The organism is Lutibacter sp., from assembly GCF_021647475.1.
Classification (GTDB): Bacteria; Bacteroidota; Bacteroidia; order Flavobacteriales; family Flavobacteriaceae; genus Lutibacter.
This window is the reverse complement of the sequence record NZ_JAKIUR010000007.1, coordinates 54108-76639: the sequence shown is the minus strand read 5'-3', so window position 1 is coordinate 76639 and position 22532 is coordinate 54108. Positions and strand designations below refer to the sequence as shown.

Here is a 22532-nt window from a genome sequence, read left to right as displayed (position 1 = left end):
ATCTAAAATATTGTTTATAAATATTTTAGACGATAGTTTTGTCCGTTTTTTAAATCCCCCCCAATAATGAAAAAAGTAACCCTACTAATTCTATTGCTAATTAACTTATCAGTTTTTAGTCAAGTTAAAATAGGAAACAATCCTTCACAAATTAATGCTAATTCACTTTTAGAGCTAGAAAGTTCAAATAAAGTATTTGTATTAAATAAAATGACCACATCTAATATGAATGCTATTCAACCTTTAGATGGAGCAATGGTATTTAATACAGATGATAAATGTATTTTTATTTATGAAGGTTCTTCTTGGAAAAGTTTGTGTAATTCTGGTACAGACAATCAAAACTTAACTTTTAATAACACTTCAAACATTTTAACACTTGAAAATGGGGGCACGGTAGATTTAAGCAGTTATGTAAATAATGACACGAATGAGTTATTGACTAGTGCGACATTAACAGGCACGGATTTAAATCTAACAGATGCAGGTGGAACAACTACGATAGATTTAAGTAGTTTAAACAATTCAGGAACAGACAATCAAAACTTAACGAGTGCCACCATCACAGGAAATGTATTAACAATAGCGATAGAAAATGGAAATCCAGTTACAGTAGATTTAAGTGCTTATTTAGATAATACGGATAATCAAAATTTAACGAGTGCAAGTATCACAGGAAATGTATTAACAATAGCGATAGAAAATGGAAATCCAGTTACAGTAGATTTGAGTGCTTATCTAGATAATACGGACAATCAAAATTTAACGAGTGCCACCATCACAGGAAATGTATTAACGATAGCGATAGAAAATGGAAATCCAGTTACAGTAGATTTGAGTAGCTATTTAGATAATACCGATGCACAAACGATAGGCTTAACAGGAAACACATTAACCTTGGCAAACGGAACAGGCTCAGATACTACAGCCGATTTAAGCAGTTATTTAGATAACACGGATGCACAGGATATTTCAACAGATGGCACTTCAGGGAATATTTCCATTGCCAATGGCTCAACAATAAGTTTAAATGTAAATGATTCAGATTCAGATTCTACGAATGAGTTACAAAGTTTAACACAAAGCGGAACAAATGTAACGTTAAGCAATGGAGGAGGAACCATATCGGTTGTAGATAATGATAATAACTCGTCGAATGAACTTCAGACTTTAAGTATAAGTGGAAACGATATTACTTTAAGTAATGGAGGAGGAACAGTTACTGTCCCTAGTTCTGTTATTACAAACTTAAACCAAAATACAACAAATGGTGTAATTACTTATACAAATGAAAATAGTACAAACCAAACTGCCAATGTTGTAAGTACAAATGCTAATAATAGTATTAGTGTTGGAACTGATGGAGGAGCGTTTTATAAAAGTCCAATAAAAGCGATAGGTAAAATAGCTGGAAACGGAAATATCCTTAAGGCAACATCTGGAATTACAATTACACGTATATCTAAAGGACGTTATAGAGTTAACTTACCTTCAGGAATGGTGTCTGATGCTAATTATATTATTCAATTAAGCCAGCCAGGTAGAGGAGGAGCTGGTGCTGATGATCCAGGAATTTCTTATAACAACCAAACTACAACAAGCTTTGAAATTATTGTTGGTGATAATGATAACGGAGGATCGGATAGAACTAGATTTGATTCTGAATTTATGTTTACAATACTAGATTTATAATAATATATGATTGTTCGAATGCATAATTCAAAAAAAATATTAATAAAACTCACCATTTTGATTATCTATCTAGGTATTCAAAACATAAAAGCACAAACTGCTTTTCAAAATTTTGGCAATGTCCAAATACATGCTGATGGAAAAATTGGTTTTCATACAAATTTAGTTAATGATGGAAATTTTGATGTGAATGAAGGACTAGCAGGATTTTATAATGATGATAATTCTTTGTCTGTATCTGGAGCTAATGAGGCTATTTTTAATAATGTTGAAGTCGCTGTAAATGATAACTTAGAACTATACACTTCTTTAGGTGTAAAAAATAATTTTTCCTTTATAAATGGTAAAATAGTTACACCTAAATCTGATTTAAGTGTGTCATTAGATTTTATAAACTATAATGTCTATTCTGGTGAAAGTGATTTTGAATATGTGGATGGTTATGTTGCTAGTGAAAATGAGGGAGAATTTGTTTTTCCTGTTGGAGATGATGATGAATTAAGACCTATGATTTTGCCTTTTCAAGTAGCTAATACATTATATCAAGGGGCTTATTTTAAAGAAAATCCTAATAATCCTAGTACATTTAATAAACAGTTTAATACAAATAAAATATCCAAAATGCTCGGGTTTATTAATACTACAGAGTTTTGGGATTTAAATGGTAAAGATGAAACAACTATTATTTTAACTTGGAATGAAAACAGTAAAATTAAAGATATTACTAGTGATATTGAAAATTTAAGAGTTGTTGGTTGGGATAAAGAAGAACAGGAATGGGAAGATTTAGGAGCAGTTGATAAACAAGGTGATTTAGAAAGTGGTTCTGTAAAATCTAATAAGTTTATTCCAGCTAATTATGAAATTATAACGATTGGTGCAGATTTTAGAGAGGTTTTAGCTGAAACAAGTTTTGCAACGTACAATTATGGTTTTTCACCAAATGGAGATGGAATACATGATACGTTTACTATAGAAGGTTTAGCATTACGGCCAAATAATACTTTAAGAATTTATAATCGTTGGGGAGCTTTAGTATATAGTAAAAAAAATTATAATAATACTTGGGATGGTACTTCAAATAATAAACTAACCATTAAAAAAACAGAAGGTTTGCCTGTTGGTGTTTATTTTTATGTTTTAGATTTTCATGATGAATATAAAAAATGGACAGGTTATATTTATTTAAACCGATAGTTTTTTAGATTTAATTAATTGCATATACTTTTTTAAGCTCCACAAACTTTTTAAAAAATCAGTAGGAGAATTAAATTGAATTTGATTATTTAAATGATTGGATTTTGAAATTTCATAAATGATTTTCCAATGCTTTCTAATTTCTCTTAAAGCTTTAAAATAAGATGTTTTTGAAGCATCATAAATATGTGTTGGTTCAGATATAATTCCGTTTATTTCTATAATTTTAAAATTTTCCTTATTCAATAAATCTTCAAAGGTGTCGTATTTTATGTCTAATCTTCCGTAATAAAATTTAGGAATATCTTTTAAAATATCATCAAAAATAAGTTCTAAATCTTTGGATATTAGATAATTACCATTTTTGAATTCTGCTCCTTTACAATGATTTCCTAAAACGTTTAAAATTTTAACTTCATCTTTTTTTAATACAGTATTATAATTGTGATGTAGATTTGAATATAAATCTAGATAATTTATTGCACGCTTATCGTTTTCAATAAGTTGTTTTAAATTTAATTTGCCATCGCCTTTTACAAACGGAAATGTTTTTAAAGTAATAGAGGTTATTTTACCACTTTTTGAAGTTGGTAATCGATGATAAAAAATACCACATTCATTTTTGTAATCAACAAACTCCTGTATTAATAAGTTTATGCAATTATTTTTTTTGATATATTCTTTAAGTTCAATTTCAGCATGTATTTGTTTAACTAATAATCCTTTAAAACCAATATCGGGTTTTATTATTAATGGATATTGTAACTTTAAATTATTGATTTCTTTTATAACTTCATTAATAGATTTATTCTTTTTTATAAATAAGGTGGTAGGTCTGTATTTTTTTGGTATTAATTTTATGGTATCAAATTTAGATTCAGTTCCGTTTCCTGCAAAATTTAAAGCAGGATTTGTAGCTGTAAAAAAGGTTAAACTTTTAGATTTAATGGCCAAATAAATTCCATAAGGAACATTTGGAATATAAAACATAAATGACGGCCAATATTCCCAATTCAACAATTTATGTAGTTTGTTTATGTTCATTCATCTTTATCAAAAAGTGCATTTAATAGTATTTTTATTCCTAAAAAACCAATAATAACTGCTGTTAAGGCTAATAATATACCTGCTATTAACCACCAATAGTTCTGTTGATGTTTTATAGCTTTAAATCCTATGCTTATAAGTATAGGAGATGCTAAAAGCAACGGCAAGGCAATAACTTCATATTTTAATCCCTTTAACAAGGTATTCTTATTGGTTTTCATTTTGGTAGTTTTTTAAAGCATTCCTTACATTTTCATACTTATTTAATATTTCAATAGCTTTTTCTTTGGAAATTGAAAGTTCATCCATTAACATTTTTGTTCCTCGTTTTATTAATTTATGATTACTCAATTGCATATCCACCATTTTATTATCTTTTATTTTCCCCAATTTAATCATTGCACTTGTAGAAATCATATTAAGAATTAATTTTTGGGCAGTACCTGCTTTCATTCTAGAGCTTCCAGTAACAAATTCTGGACCTACTACAACTTCAATAGGATATTTTGCTTCAATTGCTAAAGGAGAATTTAGGTTACAAGTTATACAACCTGTAATTATGTTGTTTTCATTGCATTTTTTTATACCATTTGTTACATACGGAGTTGTGCCAGATGCAGCTATACCAATAACCACATCATTTTTATTGATTTTAAATTTTTTTAAATCTTCCCAACATTGAGTAGTGGAATCTTCGGCAAATTCTACGGCTGTTCTTATTGCAGTATCTCCACCTGCAATGATACCTATAAATACATTTTGAGAAACTCCAAAAGTAGGTGGGCATTCTGAAGCATCTAAAATTCCTAATCTACCGCTAGTTCCAGCTCCCACATAAAAAACTCTACCATTATTTTTTAATTTTTGAACAATTTTAATAACAAGGTTTTCAATTTTTGGAATTACTTTTTCAACAGCATAAGGAATTGTTTTATCCTCAGTATTAATATTAGATAATAGTTCTAATATACTCATTTTTTCCAAATGTTTATAATTTGATGTTTGTTCTGTTGTTTTTATAAAGTTCATATTTCAAAAATACTAAATAGAAAAGAATTTATAATAATTAATGTGACTTCAAATAACTTATTGTGTCTTATTTTATGAAAAGAATTAATATATGATTGAGTTGTTCCCATAATTTTAAAAAAGTAGGATAAAAAAGAGGCTGTCAAAAAGTGTAATTTACGTCAACCTGAACTCGTTTCAGGTTCTCATAATGATTGATAATCAGTATGATGAGATTCTGAAATAAATTCAGAATGACGAATTTTGTACCTTTTTAGACAGCCTCTTTTAATTATTTAGTTGAATTCAAATTAAGCTAATGCTTTATCTAAATTTACTTTTAAAGCAGCCAAAAATTCTTCTGTATTTAAATAATCGGCTCTAGTCATTTTATCTTTGTGAATTAGAAGAGCTAAATCTTTAGTCATTTTACCACTTTCAACGGTATCAATACAAACTTTTTCAAGTGTATGACAGAAGTTAACTAGCTTTTGATTGTTATCTAATTTACCACGATGTTCTAAACCGCGAGTCCAAGCAAAAATTGATGCTAACGGATTTGTAGAAGTTTCTTTACCTAATTGGTGTTGACGGTAGTGACGCGTAACAGTTCCGTGAGCGGCTTCTGCTTCCATCGTTTTCCCATCAGGAGTTACTAATACAGAAGTCATTAAACCTAATGATCCAAATCCTTGAGCAACGGTATCTGACTGTACATCACCATCATAGTTTTTACAAGCCCAAACAAATCCACCATGCCATTTCATTGCAGAAGCTACCATATCATCAATTAAACGATGTTCATAAGTTATGCCAGCTTTTTCAAATTTATCTTTAAATTCATTGTCATAAACTTCCTGAAATATATCTTTAAATCTACCATCATAAGCTTTTAAAATAGTATTTTTTGTAGATAAGTATAAAGGCCATTTTTTTACTAATGCTTGATTAAAACTTGATTGAGCAAAGCCATAAATAGAAGAATCAATATTATACATGGCTTGTGCAACTCCATTTTCTTTAAAATTGTAAACTACATGTTCTTGTGGTGCCGAACCATCTTCTGGTGTAAAAGTTAAGGTTAATTTCCCTTTTCCTTTGGTTACAAAATCAGTTGCTTTATATTGGTCTCCAAATGCATGACGACCAATACAAATAGGTTTGGTCCAGCCTGGTACATACCTAGGAACATTTTTCATAATTATTGGCTCTCTAAATATAGTTCCTCCAACAATATTTCTAAGTGTTCCATTTGGTGATTTCCACATTTTTTTTAATCCAAATTCTTCAACTCTAGCTTCATCTGGAGTAATGGTAGCACATTTTATACCTACATTATATTTTTTAATTGCTTCAGCAGCGTCAATGGTAACTTGATCATCAGTTTTGTCTCTATGTTCTATTCCTAAATCATAGTATTTTATGTCTAAATCTAAATAAGGAAGTATTAATTGATCTTTAATAAATTTCCAAATAATACGAGTCATTTCGTCTCCGTCAAGTTCTACAACAGGGTTGGTTACTTTTATTTTTGTCATGATATTTGTTTTAAATTAAGCGGAACAAAGATACTAAAATTGTAAAGAAAATTTGCCTTGGAAAATGTATAAATAAGCAATGTTTTTTGAATAAAAAATAAAAATAGATAGCTGTTTTTAGGATATAAATAAGAAAAACAAAAGCCATAATATTGATTTCTCATTATTATGGCTTTTTGCTGAAGCTCTTTTTTAATAAGTCTACAATTAATTCAATCAGCTCAGTTTAATGTTGTTCTTCTAAAAGCTCAACGCCAGCTTCAATTTTTAATGTAACTTGTTTAATTCTTACAAATCAACTTCTTATTATTAAGTAGCTTCTTAAAATAGTTCTCTTAAAACTTTGTTGCAGTTTACTAGAAACTACTTGCTTCAAATAACTATTTTAATGTGTTTCTAAAACTTGTGTCCATTTATTCATGCTAAACACCTGGCTACATTACTATTTAAAGTTAAGTTTTAAAAACGATGTTCAAGAACATTTAGAACTTGCATCAAAATTATTTTAGTTATCTTTAAAATTTACATTTCAAATATTCCTTAAAAGATTTCTCTGTTAATTCTTTTGTAAAGAAACCATGCAAAAAATAATTATCCAAATTTTTAACTTATTATCTTTCAACAAGATATAAACTATGGTTATTAACAAATGTTTATAACAAAGGAACCCGTATTAATAACTTAATACGGGTTCTTAATTTTTAGTTTTAAAAAAAAATTAACGTCTTTCTTCTTTAATTCTAGCTTTTTTACCAGTTAAACCTCTAAAGTAGAAAATACGTGCTCTACGAACTCTACCGTGTTTGTTAACTTCAATTTTTTGAATTGCAGGTAAGTTAATTGGAAAAATACGCTCTACACCAACAGTACCAGATATTTTTCTAATGGTAAATGTTTCTGAAGCTCCAGCTCCTTTACGTTGAATTACAGTTCCTTTAAAAAACTGTGTACGCTTTTTTTCACCTTCTCTAATTTCATAATAAACTGTAATAGTATCTCCAGCTTGAAATTGAGGAAATTCGTTTTTAGATACAAATTCGTCTTGTACAAATTTTACTAAACCTTCCATTTTATGTTTTTTTAGTGTTTTTCAATAATCAACATTCACGATTTTCGTCAGAGGTTAATTTTGAGAGTGCAAATTTAGTAAAAAAGATTAGTCTTCCAACAAATCTGGTCTTATTTTTTTTGTTCGTTCTAACGCTTTTTCATTCCGCCAATCTTCTATTTTTGGAAAGTTGCCAGATAAAAGAACTTCAGGAACCTTAAGCTTTTTATATTCTGATGGTCTTGTGTACACAGGTGGTGATAGCAAATTGTCTTGAAAAGAATCTGTTAGCGCAGAAGTTTCATCACCTAAAACACCTGGAATTAATCTTATGATAGTATCACAGAGCACAGCGGCTCCTAATTCGCCACCACTTAAAACATAATCGCCTATTGAAATTTCTTTGGTAATAAATAGCTCTCTAACACGTTGATCTACACCTTTGTAATGTCCGCAAAGAATAATAATATTTTCATGAAGTGATAGTGTATTTGCTGTTTGTTGATTTAAAGTCGGTGCATCGGGCGTCATATAAATTATTTCGTCATATGTCCTTTCTGTTTTTAGTTTTGAAATACATGCATCAATAGGTTCAATCATTAAAACCATTCCGGCACCTCCACCGTATTGATAGTCGTCAATTTTACCATAATCATTTAAAGCGTAAGTTCTTAAATCATGAAAATGTACTTCAACCAACTTTTTATCAATAGCGCGTTTAATGATTGAAAATTCAAACGGACTTTTAATTAATTCTGGTGAAACGGTTATAATATCAATTCGCATGTGGCAAAGTTACTTGTTGTTATTTTAAAATGCTAATTCGAACTTTTTTCTTTTTCAGTTTTGTATTGTTTACTTTAGAAATAAGTGCATTAATATCTAAAGATGAAACGGCAACATACGCACAATCTTGCTTTAATTCAATAACACCTAATTCATCTTTTTTAATTTTTCCTTGCTTAAAAAATAAACCAGCAATATCTCCTTTTGAAATTTTATCTTTTCTTCCGCCAGAAATATAAAGTGTTATCCAATTGCTGTTCGTTAGCTTTTTTGTTGATTCAATTTTTAGTTCTTCTGTATCTTTTATGAAAATTGGTAATTCTTCATTTTTCCACTTTAAAATATAAGCAGTTCCATTGCTATGCATACGAGCAGTTCTTCCGTTTCTATGAATAAATTCATCAGGTCGGGTAGGTAATTCATAATGAATAATAAAATCCATTTCTGGGATGTCAATTCCTCGAGCGGCCAAATCTGTAGCAACTAATATTTTGTGAGTTCCATTTCTGAATTTTATCAAAGCACGTTCTCTATCTAATTGTTCTAAATCTCCATAAAAACAACCGTGGTCAATTCGCTTTTTATAAAGAAAATCGCTTACAACTTGAATGCTTGTTTTTAAATTGCAAAATATAATTCCGCTGCCTTTACTGTTAACTCCTAATATTTTTTCTAAGGAATCTAATTTATTTTGTTGTAGTGAAACAACGGTTTGAATTTTTAGGTTGATTCCTTTTTTGCTTAAATAATTTAATCTTTTTGGATTTTTGAGTCTCATAAAAGAAGGAATTTTCACTTTTTGAGTAGCAGAGGTTAATATTTTTTTATCAACTGAAGTAAGATTTATTAAAATATCCTTCATATCATCTTCAAAACCAATTTCTAAAGATTTGTCAAATTCATCCAATACCAATATTTTAATTTGCTGAATGTCAATGGTTTCTCTATTTATGTGGTCAGCAATTCTTCCGGGTGTACCAATTAAAATAGTTGGTGGATGTTTCAATTCGATTTTATCTTTTGAACCCGATCTTCCTCCATAAACTGCGGTAGCTTTGTAACCGCTTCCCATTTCTCTAATAACTTGTTCTATTTGAATAGCAAGTTCTCTTGAAGGTACAACAATTAAAACTTGTATGTTTTTGATTTCCGGATTGATATCAGCAATAATAGGTAATAAAAAAGCCAACGTTTTACCTGTTCCTGTAGGTGATAATAAAATGATTTCAGAATTAGAAGAAATTGCTTTTTGGGCATCATCCTGCATCTGATTTAATTTCTCAATGCCTAGTTTAGTTAGAATTTCTTCCTGATTTTTTTTGTTTATTGCCATTTGGCAAAGGTATCTTAAATAAATCGATTTTAGTTTTTTAAATCACAGTTGCTTTTAGCATTCTGTTAACACCAAAAATATCTTTTTTAAGTTTGATATTTTGAAATCCTTTTGATTTTAAAAGGCTTACAGTTTCTTTTCCTAAATATTGGTTAATTTCAAAATAAAGTGTTCCATTTTTTAACAGATGATTTTTGGCTAAATCAGCAATTTTATCATAAAATAATAATGGATTTTTATCTTTTACAAATAAAGCAATGTGAGGCTCATTCGCCAATACATTTCGCTGCATCTGTTTTTTTTCTAATTCACGGACGTAAGGCGGATTGCTAACAATTACATCAAATTTAGTTGGTAATTTGGTAGTATTTAAAATATCTATTTCTGAAAATTTAATAGAAATATTATTAATTTCGGCGTTTTGTTTGGCTGTTTTTAATGCTTCGGAAGAAACGTCAATAGCATAAACCTTGGCTTTTGGAAGATTTTTAGCCAATGAAATAGCAATGCAGCCACTTCCTGTACCAACATCTAGAATTGTTAGTTGTTTGTTTGTTGGAGTAGATGAAATAATCCATTCAATTAATTCCTCGGTTTCAGGTCTTGGAATTAAAACTGATGGATTTACTTTAAAGGTTAAACCATAAAATTCGGTTGTTCCAATAATATATTGAATGGGAGTTTCTTTTTTTAATTTACCTATTGCACTATGGAAGTAATTTATTGCTTCTTCTGAAATTTTTAATGATGGATTTAATGCAATATCCGTACGCAATAAATTCAGTTTGAAATTCATTAATAAATTAAAAAATGATTGAATTTCAGTGTCTGGATAAATTGCTTTAAGTTCTGTAAAAAACAGTTTTTTTAAGTTGATGATATTCATTATAAATCTTTAAGCATCCATAAATTACAAGAATAATGGCCTGTGTTTCCCATTCTGGATTCTAAATTTTTAAATCCTGCTTTTTTATATAACTTCCTAGCATCTTGCATATAAGGAAGTGTTTCTAAATAGCATTTGTCAAATCCGAATTGCTTGGCTTTTTTAAGGCAAATATTCATCATTTTACTTCCTAAACCAATACCACGAGCTTCAGGTAAAAAATACATTTTTTGTAATTCGCACACATTGCCATCATAATTATCTAATTGCTTAATACCTGCACCTCCAAAAATTTCACCTTCTTTTTCAATAATAAAATAAACGGCACTTTTAATATTATAGGTTTCAAAAAGAGTATCTAATAATTTATCTGCATACGCTGTACCAACTTTAGGAACACCAAATTCAATTAAAATAGCTCTTATAGCTTCAGCAATTTTAGGATTGTCTTCTGGTCTAATTTCTCTAATTAGAAAGTCGTTTGGAGTCATTTTAAAATCTTATTTTTGCGATGTGAATATACATGAAAAATATATGAATCGTTGCATTCAATTGGCGAAAAATGGATTGGGAACTACGTATCCAAATCCTATGGTTGGATGCGTTATTGTAGTTGATAATAAGATAATTGGTGAAGGTTGGCATAAAAAAGCAGGAGAGGCTCATGCCGAAGTAAATGCAATTAATGCTGTAAAAGATGAAAATCTGTTAAAAAAAGCGACTATTTACGTTAGTTTAGAACCTTGCTCACATTACGGAAAAACACCGCCGTGCTCTAATTTAATTGTGCATAGTGGTATTAAAAAGGTTGTGATTGGTAGTATTGATACTAATAGTTTGGTTAGTGGAAAAGGGGTTGCCTATTTAAAAAATAATAGTTGTAATGTTATTGTTGGAATTTTGGAAAAAGCTTGTAAAGCATTAAATAAACGATTTTTTACTTTTCATGAGAAAAAAAGACCATTTATAATTTTAAAATGGGCAGAAACTAAAGATGGATTTATTGATAAAATCAGAACTCAGGATTCAGATAATATTCCAAATTGGATTTCTAATAGTTATTCTCAGCAATTAGTCCATAAAATGAGAGCTGTTGAAGAAGCTGTTTTAGTTGGAACAAATACTGTTTTAAATGATAACCCTAGTTTAACCGCTAGAAAATGGTTTGGGGAAAATCCGATTAGAGTTGCGATTGATAAGAAATTAAAAACAGAAACATCTTCTAATTTATTAGATGGAAGTATAAAAACAATTCTATTTACAGAAAAAAATCAAAAAAATGCAGATAATATATTTTATAAAAAAATTGATTTTGATAAAAATATTCCAAAACAAATTTGTGATGTTTTGTATAAATATGAAATTCAATCTGTAATTATTGAAGGTGGAGCTTTTACTTTACAAAGTTTTATAGCTACTAATTTATGGGATGAAGCTTATGTTTTTAAAGGTGAAGTTGTTTTTAAAGAAGGATTAAAAGCTCCTAAATTAGAAAGGAAACCTGTTGAAATTAGATCAATTATTAAGGATACGCTTTGTATTTATAAAAATATCTAATTCTTTAGTTTTTCTAAACTTTGATTTTTCAGTAATTTTAAAATGACTTAATTGTATATTTAATTAATATTTCAATGAATTCTTTAGAAAACGATACATATAAAACGATTAATAAAATTTATGAAGACGCCTTATATAAAGAAAAAGGAAGTAAGTTTATTGGTTATGTTTTTCCAGTTTTAACAGAAGAGGAAGCTAAATTTCATCTTCAGGAATTAAAGAAAAAGCATCATGCCGCAAGGCATTGGTGTTATGCATGGCAAATTGGAGTTCAAAATAAAAAATATCGAGTAAATGATGATGGAGAGCCAAGTAATAGTGCTGGTCAGCCAATTTATGGACAAATTTTATCAAAAGATTTAACCAATATATTAATAGTTGTGGTTCGGTATTTTGGAGGTACAAAATTAGGTGTTGGTGGCTTAATGACTGCATACAAAACTGCAGCAAAGTTGGTTTTAGAGGAAGCAAAAATAGTTGTAAAAACTATAAATATTTCGTTTCTATTACATTTTGAATATGCCAATATGAATAAAGTAATGAAAATAATAAAAGATCAAAATTTAATTATTACAAAACAGAAAATGGAATTGAACTGTGAATTTGAGGTAGAAGTAAGAGAAAAGAACTCAAAAAAAGTTGAGCAATTAATTACCGATTTGCGATGTGTAAAAATTAAGAGATTACTTTAATGTTGTTTTTCAAGTTTCTCTAATAAATATTTTGGAGGTCTGGTTGGTTTATTAGTTTTCATATTTATAAAAACTAAAGTGGTATTAGCAGTAGTTAAAAGTTCATGTTGTTCATTATAAATTTCATACGAAAAATCTATTTTAACTGAAGGTTTGTTAACAAGTGTAGTTTTTAAGGTTAGAAGATCATCGTATTTAGCCGATTTCAAGTAATTTATATTTAGATTAATTACAGGTAACATAATGCCAGTTTCTTCCATTTTTTTATAGGAAACACCTAAATTACGTAACCACTCAATTCTTCCCATTTCTAGGTATTGTGCGTAATTACCGTGATAAGCATAGCTCATTTGGTCTGTTTCAGAATATCTAACTCTAAATTGAATTGTAGATGATAACATAGTATATTTTTAGGTTTTCTTATTTACGTAAAAAAAAATTAATAATCAATAGATATTTTATTTTTTTATAACAAAAAATATTCACATTTTTGTATTGTGATAATGGGAACGTTATTTTACTAAAAATCAGCAAAACTTTAACTTAGAAATACTATTTAAAATATAATGATTAAAACTGCATCAACAGTTTGGAATGAATGTTTATTATTTATTAAGGATAATATTAAGCAACAAGCCTTTAAAACTTGGTTTGAACCAATAAAGCCAATAAAATTATCTGGTGAAGTACTTACAATTCAAGTCCCTAGTAAATTTTTTTATGAATGGTTAGAAGAGCATTATATAAAATTGCTGAGAGTTGCTTTAGTCAAATACTTAGGCGAAGATGCTAAATTAATTTATGATGTGCGAATGGAAAATAATTACAGTAGTGCAAATCCGCATACTGTAAAAATACCTAGTGCAAATAGAAATCCAATTAATCAAAGAGGATTTACAATTCCCGTTGATGTAAATAAAAGAGAACTTAAAAATCCATTTGTAATTCCAGGTATTCAAAAGTTAAAAGTTGAATCTCAATTAAATCCTAATTATAATTTTGATAATTTTATTGAAGGAGATTCTAATCGTTTAGCACGTTCAGCTGGTATTGCGGTGGCAAATAAACCAGGCGGAACTTCTTTTAATCCTTTGTTAATTTATGGTGGTGTTGGTTTAGGAAAAACTCACATAGCTCATGCTATTGGCGTTCAAATAAAAGAAAAGTATCCTGAAAAAATGGTGCTTTATATTTCATCAGAAAAATTTACACAACAATTTATAGATTCTGTAAAAAGAAATAATAGAAATGATTTTATTCATTTTTATCAAATGATTGATGTTTTAATTATTGACGATGTTCAATTTTTATCGGGTAAAACAGGAACACAAGATGTTTTTTTCCACATTTTTAACCATTTACATCAAAACAGTAAACAAGTAATTTTAACTTCAGATAAAGCACCTGTTGATATGCAAGATATTGAACAACGCTTATTATCTAGATTTAAATGGGGATTATCTGCTGAATTACAAGCTCCAGACTATGAAACTAGAGTTTCTATTTTACAAAATAAACTGTTTAGAGATGGTGTTGAAATGCCAAATGAAATTGTTGAGTATATTGCAAAACACATTAAATCTAACGTTAGAGAGTTAGAAGGCGTTTTAATTTCTATGATTGCTCAAGCTTCTTTTAATCGGAAAGAATTCACCCTTTCTTTAACAAAACAAATTGTAGATAAATTTGTTAAAAACACCAAACGAGAAGTTTCTATTGATTATATTCAAAAAATTGTTTCTAACTATTTTGAATTAGATGTGCCAACGTTACAATCTAAAACTAGAAAAAGACATATAGTTCAGGCACGTCAATTAGCAATGTATTTTGCTAAAAGAATGACAAAAGCTTCTTTGGCAAGTATAGGTTCTCAAATAGGAAAAAGAGATCATGCAACAGTACTTCATGCATGTAAAACAGTTGATAATTTAAACGAAACAGACAGGCAATTTAGAAAGTACGTAGATGACTTAACTAAAAAACTCACTTTTTAATTAATGACTAAAATTTTAATGGTTTGTTTAGGAAATATTTGTCGGTCTCCTTTGGCCGAAGGTATTTTAAAATCTAAATTAATTACAAAAGACATTTTAATAGATTCTGCAGGAACAGGTTCCTATCACATTGGCGACTTGCCAGACCTAAGATCAATTGCAATTGCCAAAAAAAATGGTATAGATATTACAAATCAAAGAGGAAGAAAGTTTGTAGTAGAAGATTTTGATAAGTTTGATGTTATTTATGTGATGGATGCTTATAATTATAATGCTGTATTGAAATTAGCACGAAATGAAGCAGATAAAGCTAAAGTAGATTTCATTTTAAATAAAGTTTTTCCAAATGAAAATTTAGATGTTCCAGATCCGTATTCAGGTGGAGATTATGGTTTTAAAAATGTTTTTAATATGTTGTATGAAGCTTGTGAAATAATAGCAAAACAAATTGACTAATGAGTGATAAAAAAGGTGTTTTATATTTAATTCCTACTACTTTAGGAGACAATGAACCTTTAGAAGTAATGCCAATTTCAGTTAAAAAAGTAATTGAAGAATTAGATTATTTTATAGTTGAAAATGAAAAAACTGCTAGAAAATTTATTAAAAGAATTACTCCTAAAAAATCTCAGCCTTCATTAATTATTTTTAAATTAGATAAATATGCCGATGCTTTAGAAATTCAGACCTATTTAGAGGATTGTGATAAAGGTATTTCAATCGGATTATTATCTGAAGCAGGAGTGCCTGCAATTGCTGATCCTGGTGCTGAAATCGTGAAGTTAGCACATCAAAAAAATATTAAGGTTATTCCTTTGGTAGGTCCTTCTTCTATTTTGTTGGCAATGATGGCTTCAGGTTTTAATGGTCAAAATTTTGCATTTAATGGATATCTTCCTATTGATAGTCTTGAACGAAAAAAAGCGATAAAGAGTTTAGAAAAATTATCAAAAGAAAAAGGTCAGTCTCAAATATTTATTGAAACTCCTTATAGAAATGAAAAAATGTTTAATGATTTAAAAAGTACGTTAACACCAGGAACTATGCTTTGTATAGCTTGCAATATTACTTTAAAGGATGAATATATTAAATCGTTAACCATAAAAGACTGGAAAATTGAACCTCCAGATTTAAATAAAAAACCTACTATTTTTATAATTCATAAAGAATAAAAAAAAGCGTAAACACTGTTTACGCTTTTTTTAACCAAAATTAATCAAATTATAAAACAGGATTTTTTGATGCTTCAATGATAGAAGTATCATACCCTGAAAATTGTTTCAAGTAATGTTGTACGGTTGAACCGTAAGCATCTTTAAAATCTAAATTTCCATTACTTCTAAGATATTTTTTTACATTTCCAGCGCCAGCTAAATGAGCCGCAGCTAAAATTCCAGATTCGGTAATTTTAATGTGATTTATAGTTTTACCAGTACTTCTTCTAATATCCTTTCTTAAAATCCATTTATTAACAGAGCAAAGTGCAATAAATGCATCTTCTTGTAATTCAGGATCTTTTAAAAAATGACGAGTGTTGTATATATTAAATCGTTCTAAAGTGGTTCTTCCAAACTGATATTTACCCAAGTACCCTAAAGTATTAATGGTATTATAATTTCCTTGAGATTCTTTGAATGCAACAGCTTCTTTAAAACCAGTAAATGATTTACCAACAAAAGGAATGTTAATTGGTTTTAGATTACTTTGTTCTTTTGTTTGTACTGTACTGTAATATTTGTTTACTATAACAGTATTTTTTACTTTGCTCTTATTTGAAAAGCTTGACACTATAATTACTAAAGCTAGTAAGCTAAATATGATTACTATTTTTTTCATAATTTTACGTTATTGCTTCTAATTATTTCAGCGTGCAAATATACAACAATTTATTAAATATTTAAACATCAAGTTTATAATCACTATTTTTTAAATAATTATTAACATTTATTAGATAAAAATCATAATAATTTAACATTCTATTATGATTTCGCATCTCAAAATTCCCAATTTAAAACCAATATCAAATTGTTTTGAATATTACTAATTCGGCTATATTTTGATATCGTTTCACCGTTATGGGAACAATTAATTTCAAATAAAAATAAGAAGAACTCTTATTCAAAAATCAATAAATGGAAGGTTGCAAGTAGAAAATACATAAATGGTTAGTTTTGGGTAATAAACCACAAAAGGTCAATTTTAAAAATGTAACTTATTAAAAAACAGCAATATATATTTTTATTAAAACTTAATTTTAGCGATTTACTCCTTGTTTTGATAACCATTTTTGATATTTTCTTGCATTTCTATTATGTTGTGCTAACGTTTTTGAAAATTCGTGTTCTCCCATTTTGGTTGTGCTTGCACACATATAGTAGTTGTTGTGATTTGCAGGATTTAGAACTGCATTTATTGAAGATAAATCGGGCATGCTAATTGGTCCCGGAGGTAAACCTACATTTTTATAAGTGTTATAAGGAGAATTTATTTCTAAATCTTTTGTTAGCACTCTTTTGATAATAATAGCATCTTTTTTTCCTTTTTTAATAGCATAAATAATGGTAGGATCTGCTTGTAAAGGCCAATTGTGGTGTAATCTATTTAAATATAAGCGAGCTACTTTTGGTCTTTCTGCAATATTTGCAGTTTCTTTTTGCACAATAGACGCTAAGGTAATTACTTGTACAGGTGTAAGTTTTAAACTAGTTGCTTTAGCTAACCTAGTTTTATTCCAAAAATTATGGTATTCGGAGAGCATTTTGGCTCTTAATTTATCAGGCGTAATATTCCAATAAACTTCATATGTATTTGGTAAATACATCGCTAAAGCAGTATTTTTAGTAAAACCTGCTTTTGTTAAAAAAGAGATGTTATTAAAACTTTTAAGTAAATTTATGGAATCTGCTTCAATTTGTTTTGAAATTCTACCAGCTAATTTTTCTAAATTATCCTGATTGTTAAAGGCTAATTTTACAGGAGTTTGTTTTCCGCTTCGCAATAAATTCACTAATTCATTGTTATTTAATCCTTTTGAGATAAAATATTTACCAGGTTTTATAGTGTTTGGATATTTTTTTTTATTTGCAACCCAAATAAAAGGTTTTACTTTTTTTAAATATGGACGAATTAAACTTTTAACATCTTTAAATGTATTGTGTGTTGGAATGTATAAAAAGCCTTCTTTTATAGTGTTGGGTTTGTATATTTTTGTGTAATAGTTAAATGCAAGTACACCACTAATTACAACCAATAAACTAATTGTTAGTAAAGTGAGTTTTTTAAGATTCATTTTCATTTCTTATTAATTGGTATAGAAATTCATCTTTAAAGTTGTTTTTAGTGTAAACCCAATCTTTTTTAACACCTGTTTTTTTAAAATTAAACTGCTCAAATAAATGGATACTTTTAATATTGTCTGTTGTAATATTTGCATAAATTTGGTGAATACCTAAATAGGTAAAAACGTAGTCTATCAATAATTCTAATGCTTCGGCTCCATATTTTTTATTTTGATGTTTTGGAAGGATTAAAATTCCAATACCAACACGTTTGTGCTGAGGATTAAAATCAAACAAATCTATCATTCCAATGGATACGTTTTCAGTGTTAGAAATCACAAATCTATATTGTTTAGCTTCATAAATATCTTGATGAGCATTTTCAATATATTTTTGTAGTAGATGTTTAGAATAAGGTGTTTGTGTGCCACTAATTTCCCAAAAAGATTCATTATTCTCTGTGCTAAATAAAAAATCTAAATCTTCAGGCTCTAAAGCTCTAAGTGTTATATTTTTTCCGTGTAATGTTGCCATTAAATTGTTATGTTTCCTTCAAATACTTTAACTGCTGGACCTGTTAAAAATACATCAGTATAGATTTTGTTTTTAACGTTAAATGAAACTTCTAATTTTCCGCCAAGTACTTTTAATTTTATAGAATTAGCAGTCGTTTTATTGGTTTTGTTTGCTGCAATTGCAACAGCAGTTGCACCAGTTCCGCAAGCTAAAGTTTCGTCTTCTACACCGCGTTCATACGTTCTCATTTTAAATGCATCATCTGAAATTTGTTCTACAAAATTAACGTTTGCACCTTCCTCAAAATAAGGTTTTCCATATCTAATTTTAGCACCTTTATCTTTAATATTTATAGTGTCAATATCCGATTGAAATATAATATGATGTGGTGATCCTGTGTTTAAAAAAGTATGGTTATCAAACTCTTCAATAGTATCAATATCCATCATTTTTAAACTTATTAAACCTTTTTTTAAAGTAGCAGTATGTTCTCCATCTATCGCCTCAAAAGTGGTGCTAATTTCAATAATATTCAATTCTTTTGCAAAAGCAACAATACATCTTCCGCCGTTACCACACATAGTTCCTTCTTTTCCATTGGCATTAAAATATGTCATTTTAAAATCATAATTTATTGAATTTTCTAATAATATTAAGCCATCAGCTCCAATTCCAAATCTTCTATCACACAATTTGTTTATTAGAGATTGGTTATTTTTGGGAAATAATAAGGCTCTATTATCCATCATAATAAAATCATTTCCTGCACCTTGATATTTATAAAAATGTAAATTCATTATTGCAAATGTACTAAAATTAGTCCTAGTTTGTTTCAAAAATTAAAGCTGTAAAATTAAATGTTAAAATGAGTTAAATAAGCGTTAACAAAGCGTTAAAGTAATTTTTTAGTGTAAAATTAGTTATAATTTTGAATAGTAATTTAAAACATATTAAAAAATGAAAAAACTAATAAGTATTGTGTTGTTTTCAGCTTTAGGAGGTGCTATAACATTAAGTGCTTATAAATTATTTATTGAAAAACCTCAAATTGTTATTGAAAAATCGGTTAAAACAAAACCAGCTGTAGTTCAAACTACTTATGCTAATAATACAAGCAAATCGTTTGAAAATACTGATTTTACGGTAGCTGCTGAAAAAACTTTAAATGCAGTAGTTCATGTAAAAAACACATCAATACAAACCGTTAGAGATCCGTTTTCAGAATTTTTTTATGGACAAGGAAATGCAACTAAGAAATTTTCTCAAGTAGGTATGGGAAGTGGTGTAATAATTTCTCCAGATGGATATATTGTAACTAATAATCACGTAATTAGAAATGCAACAACCTTACAGGTTACTTTAAATGATAAAAAAATTTATAAAGCAAAAATTATTGGTGCAGATCCTACTAATGATATTGCTCTACTTAAAATAGATGCTAAAAACTTACCTCATATTGTATTTGGAGATTCTGATGCTGTAAAAGTTGGAGAATGGGTTTTAGCAGTAGGAAATCCATACAATTTAACTTCTACAGTTACGGCTGGTATTATTAGTGCAAAAGGAAGAGATTTGGACGGAAATGGAAATATTGATTCGTTTTTGCAAACAGATGCAGCTGTAAACCCTGGAAATAGTGGTGGAGCATTAGTAAATAGTAGAGGAGAACTGGTAGGCATAAACACGGCAATTTCTTCTCAAACAGGTTCTTTTATTGGCTACTCTTTTGCAATTCCTTCAAATATAGTTAAAAAAGTAGTTGAAGATTTAATGGAATATGGTAATGTGCAAAAAGCTGTTTTAGGAGTTATGGGAGGCGAATTAACCAATAATGCTGCTCAAAAGTTAGGAATTGATTTTACAGAAGGATTCTATATCTCTAATGTAAATGATGGTTCTGGAGCTAAAAAAGCAGGCTTAAAAAAGGGAGATATTATTACAAAGGTAAACACTGTTAAAATAAATTCATTTGCAGATTTAACAGGTTTTTTAAGAACAAAAAGACCAGAAGATACTGTTACAGTCACTTATTTGCGTGATGGAGAAGAAAATACCACCAATGTTAAATTATCTAAAAATGTAGTTAGTGCAATTTCTACACTTGGTTTAAGTTTAAAAAATTTAAATAAAAAAGAATTGAGTAAATTAAATATTGATAATGGAGTTAAAATTGATGGTATTACCAATAAAGAACTTTTGCATTATGGTGTTCAAAAAGGATATATTATAACTTCTATTAATAATCAAAAAGTAAGTTCTGTTGATGATGTAAATAACATTATTGCTAATAGAAATCACGACGAAGTACTGTACATTGAAATGAGAAATTTAAATGGGCAACAAGAACGATATATTTTTAGATAAATAAATTTTTATAAATAGATTTTTGTTTAAAATCCTTCTCAATATGAGGAGGATTTTTTTTACAAATAAGTGTTGCGAAAACGTTTGAAATTGGTACTTTTGCAACAAAATAACAACACAATTTAAAAAATGAAAGATAACAAGCTATACGAAAAAGAAGTCTCTTTTCAAGCAAAAAGACGAAGAGCAACTATAGAACTAATTCGGTTAATTAGTGATCTATGGTATGATGATACCGTTGAATTGGTTTTATTTAGAAATCAATTATTAGACAGAAATGTTAGTGAAATTTTAAACTTAATTGAATATGCAAGCGATTTTGTAGAAAAGCCAATATCTATTTTTGATACCGTGTTAATTGCTAATGAAATTAAGAAATATAAGTTAGCACCTTCTGAAATAGATTTAGGAAAATTAGTATATGAGTATCATTTAGGAAATAAAAAGCCAAAATTAAATGAATTTGTAGCTGAAAAATTAAATGCTGCTAAAAACGAAAATGGAAATGTACCAAAAGATGTAGTTTTATATGGATTCGGAAGAATAGGACGGTTGTTAGCCAGAGAGTTAATGACTCGTATGGGAAAAGGAAAATTATTACGATTAAGAGCTATTGTTGTTCGCGGAGAAATAAATAAGACTATTTTAGAAAAAAGAGCAGCCTTACTAAGAAATGATTCTGTTCATGGAGATTTCCATGGAACAGTTAACGTTGATACTAACAAAAATGCACTTATTATTAATGGAACAACAGTTTATGTAATTTCATCAAAAAATCCAGAAGATATTGATTATTCTTCTTATGGAATAGATGATGCACTTTTGATTGATAATACTGGGGCATTTAGAGATAAAGAAGCATTGGAACGGCATTTAAAGGCAAAGGGTGTTTCTAAAGTTTTATTGACAGCCCCAGGAGAAGGAATTCCTAATATTGTTTATGGAGTTAATGAAAATGAATATAATCCAGACGAAGTAAATATATTTTCAGCAGCTTCTTGTACTACCAATGCAATTACACCAATTTTAAAGGTTATGGAAGATAATTTTGGAGTAATTAATGGACATTTAGAAACTATTCATGCCTATACAAACGACCAAAATTTGGTGGATAATATGCATAAAAAATATAGAAGAGGTAGAGCAGCCGCTTTAAATATGGTAATTACTGAAACTGGGGCAGGAAAAGCAGTCTCTAAAGCATTACCCTCTTTTAAAGGCAAACTAACTTCGAGTGCAATACGGGTTCCCGTACCTAATGGTTCATTAGCAATTTTAAATTTACGTTTAGAAAATGCGGCAAGTAAAGAAACTGTTAACCAAATAATGAAAAAGAATGCTTTAGAAGGTAATTTGGTTGAACAAATTAAATATTCATTAAGTAACGAGTTGGTTTCTTCTGATATTGTAGGTACAGCATCTCCAGCCATTTTTGATAGTCATGCAACCATTTCAAGTAATGATGGTAAAAATGTAATTTTATATGTTTGGTACGATAATGAATATGGGTATAGTCATCAAGTTATGCGTTTGGCACGCTATGTTGCACAAGTAAAAAGATTCGCTTTTTATTAAAAATATAGCAACTTATATTGC

Annotated in this window: 23 protein-coding genes; 9 read left to right on the top strand and 14 right to left on the bottom strand. The window is 28.6% G+C overall.

What is annotated here, in order from left to right:
- The first annotated feature begins 66 nt into the window (after positions 1 to 66).
- Both L3J60_RS03070 and L3J60_RS03065 read left to right on the top strand, forming a co-directional pair.
- Entirely contained in the window at positions 67 to 1692 is a 1626-nt protein-coding gene (locus L3J60_RS03070) for a hypothetical protein (protein WP_291974016.1), read from the top strand.
- Between the two features lie 57 nt (positions 1693 to 1749).
- On the top strand, positions 1750 to 2889 hold the full coding sequence (locus L3J60_RS03065; RefSeq protein ID WP_291974015.1) for a gliding motility-associated C-terminal domain-containing protein: 1140 nt from the start codon (positions 1750 to 1752) through the stop codon (positions 2887 to 2889).
- Here L3J60_RS03065 and L3J60_RS03060 read toward each other — a convergent pair.
- From L3J60_RS03060 to L3J60_RS03020, 9 genes are all read right to left on the bottom strand, one after another.
- Positions 2878 to 3933 (bottom strand): D-alanine--D-alanine ligase, encoded by a 1056-nt coding sequence (locus L3J60_RS03060; protein ID WP_291974014.1) that lies wholly within the window; start codon positions 3931 to 3933, stop codon positions 2878 to 2880. The genes L3J60_RS03065 and L3J60_RS03060 overlap by 12 nt on opposite strands.
- Positions 3930 to 4157, bottom strand: a complete 228-nt coding sequence (locus tag L3J60_RS03055; RefSeq protein ID WP_291974013.1) for a DUF6095 family protein — start codon at positions 4155 to 4157, stop codon at positions 3930 to 3932. Before L3J60_RS03055 ends, L3J60_RS03060 begins: the two co-directional genes overlap by 4 nt.
- Positions 4144 to 4965 carry an N-acetylmuramic acid 6-phosphate etherase gene (gene murQ / locus L3J60_RS03050; protein WP_291974012.1) on the bottom strand — a complete coding sequence of 274 codons (822 nt, stop codon included), beginning with the start codon at positions 4963 to 4965 and terminating at the stop codon, positions 4144 to 4146. Before murQ ends, L3J60_RS03055 begins: the two co-directional genes overlap by 14 nt.
- Before the next feature lie 290 nt (positions 4966 to 5255).
- Entirely contained in the window at positions 5256 to 6482 is a 1227-nt protein-coding gene (locus L3J60_RS03045; RefSeq protein WP_291974011.1) for an NADP-dependent isocitrate dehydrogenase, read from the bottom strand.
- A gap of 718 nt (positions 6483 to 7200) precedes the next feature.
- Positions 7201 to 7551 carry a 50S ribosomal protein L19 gene (rplS, locus tag L3J60_RS03040; protein WP_291974010.1) on the bottom strand — a complete coding sequence of 117 codons (351 nt, stop codon included), beginning with the start codon at positions 7549 to 7551 and terminating at the stop codon, positions 7201 to 7203.
- An 87-nt stretch (positions 7552 to 7638) separates the two neighbouring features.
- Positions 7639 to 8316 (bottom strand): tRNA (guanosine(37)-N1)-methyltransferase TrmD, encoded by a 678-nt coding sequence (gene trmD / locus L3J60_RS03035; protein ID WP_291974009.1) that lies wholly within the window; start codon positions 8314 to 8316, stop codon positions 7639 to 7641.
- Positions 8317 to 8335: 19 nt separating this feature from the next.
- Positions 8336 to 9649 carry a DEAD/DEAH box helicase gene (locus L3J60_RS03030; protein WP_291974008.1) on the bottom strand — a complete coding sequence of 438 codons (1314 nt, stop codon included), beginning with the start codon at positions 9647 to 9649 and terminating at the stop codon, positions 8336 to 8338.
- Positions 9650 to 9686: 37 nt separating this feature from the next.
- Positions 9687 to 10535, bottom strand: a complete 849-nt coding sequence (prmC, locus tag L3J60_RS03025) for a peptide chain release factor N(5)-glutamine methyltransferase (RefSeq protein ID WP_291974007.1) — start codon at positions 10533 to 10535, stop codon at positions 9687 to 9689.
- Positions 10535 to 11026 carry a GNAT family N-acetyltransferase gene (locus L3J60_RS03020; protein WP_291974006.1) on the bottom strand — a complete coding sequence of 164 codons (492 nt, stop codon included), beginning with the start codon at positions 11024 to 11026 and terminating at the stop codon, positions 10535 to 10537. The genes prmC and L3J60_RS03020 overlap by 1 nt, the downstream gene beginning before the upstream one ends.
- Positions 11027 to 11048: 22 nt before the next feature.
- Here L3J60_RS03020 and ribD point away from each other — a divergent pair, with 22 nt between their 5' ends.
- Positions 11049 to 12092 (top strand): bifunctional diaminohydroxyphosphoribosylaminopyrimidine deaminase/5-amino-6-(5-phosphoribosylamino)uracil reductase RibD, encoded by a 1044-nt coding sequence (ribD, locus tag L3J60_RS03015; RefSeq protein WP_291974005.1) that lies wholly within the window; start codon positions 11049 to 11051, stop codon positions 12090 to 12092.
- 74 nt (positions 12093 to 12166) lie between these two features.
- Positions 12167 to 12784: a YigZ family protein gene (locus tag L3J60_RS03010; RefSeq protein WP_291974004.1), complete on the top strand. Its 618-nt coding sequence runs from the start codon at positions 12167 to 12169 to the stop codon at positions 12782 to 12784.
- Here the strand turns inward: L3J60_RS03010 and L3J60_RS03005 are convergent.
- A complete protein-coding gene (locus L3J60_RS03005; protein WP_291974003.1) occupies positions 12781 to 13185 on the bottom strand; it encodes a thioesterase family protein in 405 nt (134 codons plus the stop codon). The two genes, L3J60_RS03010 and L3J60_RS03005, sit on opposite strands and share 4 nt — an antisense overlap.
- A gap of 165 nt (positions 13186 to 13350) precedes the next feature.
- Between L3J60_RS03005 and dnaA the strand changes: the two genes are divergently transcribed.
- Genes dnaA through L3J60_RS02990 form a run of 3 tightly spaced genes read left to right on the top strand, consistent with a single transcriptional unit; the run spans position 13351 to position 15950 of the window.
- Positions 13351 to 14778: a chromosomal replication initiator protein DnaA gene (gene dnaA / locus L3J60_RS03000; protein WP_291974002.1), complete on the top strand. Its 1428-nt coding sequence runs from the start codon at positions 13351 to 13353 to the stop codon at positions 14776 to 14778.
- Positions 14779 to 14781: 3 nt separating this feature from the next.
- A complete protein-coding gene (locus tag L3J60_RS02995; protein WP_291974001.1) occupies positions 14782 to 15234 on the top strand; it encodes a low molecular weight protein-tyrosine-phosphatase in 453 nt (150 codons plus the stop codon).
- The gene (locus L3J60_RS02990; protein WP_291974000.1) at positions 15234 to 15950 is read left to right on the top strand and encodes an SAM-dependent methyltransferase; all 717 of its coding nucleotides are present in this window, start codon (positions 15234 to 15236) and stop codon (positions 15948 to 15950) included. Before L3J60_RS02995 ends, L3J60_RS02990 begins: the two co-directional genes overlap by 1 nt.
- Positions 15951 to 15999: 49 nt before the next feature.
- Here the strand turns inward: L3J60_RS02990 and L3J60_RS02985 are convergent, their stop codons facing one another.
- The 4 genes from L3J60_RS02985 to dapF all read right to left on the bottom strand — a co-directional run bounded on the left by L3J60_RS02985 (position 16000) and on the right by dapF (position 19369).
- A complete protein-coding gene (locus L3J60_RS02985; RefSeq protein WP_291973999.1) occupies positions 16000 to 16614 on the bottom strand; it encodes a peptidoglycan-binding protein LysM in 615 nt (204 codons plus the stop codon).
- A 418-nt stretch (positions 16615 to 17032) separates the two neighbouring features.
- Positions 17033 to 18067 (bottom strand): endolytic transglycosylase MltG, encoded by a 1035-nt coding sequence (gene mltG, locus L3J60_RS02980; protein WP_291973998.1) that lies wholly within the window; start codon positions 18065 to 18067, stop codon positions 17033 to 17035.
- Complete coding sequence (locus L3J60_RS02975) at positions 18057 to 18590, bottom strand: GNAT family protein (RefSeq protein ID WP_291973997.1); 534 nt, start codon at positions 18588 to 18590, stop codon at positions 18057 to 18059. The genes mltG and L3J60_RS02975 overlap by 11 nt, the downstream gene beginning before the upstream one ends.
- Entirely contained in the window at positions 18590 to 19369 is a 780-nt protein-coding gene (dapF, locus tag L3J60_RS02970) for a diaminopimelate epimerase (RefSeq protein ID WP_291973996.1), read from the bottom strand. The genes L3J60_RS02975 and dapF overlap by 1 nt, the downstream gene beginning before the upstream one ends.
- Before the next feature lie 160 nt (positions 19370 to 19529).
- Between dapF and L3J60_RS02965 the strand changes: the two genes are divergently transcribed.
- Together L3J60_RS02965 and L3J60_RS02960 are read left to right on the top strand one after the other, a co-directional pair.
- Positions 19530 to 20936, top strand: a complete 1407-nt coding sequence (locus tag L3J60_RS02965; protein WP_291973995.1) for a Do family serine endopeptidase — start codon at positions 19530 to 19532, stop codon at positions 20934 to 20936.
- 129 nt (positions 20937 to 21065) lie between these two features.
- Positions 21066 to 22511, top strand: coding sequence for a glyceraldehyde-3-phosphate dehydrogenase (locus L3J60_RS02960; RefSeq protein ID WP_291973994.1), 1446 nt, complete (start codon positions 21066 to 21068; stop codon positions 22509 to 22511).
- The last annotated feature ends 21 nt before the right edge of the window (positions 22512 to 22532 follow it).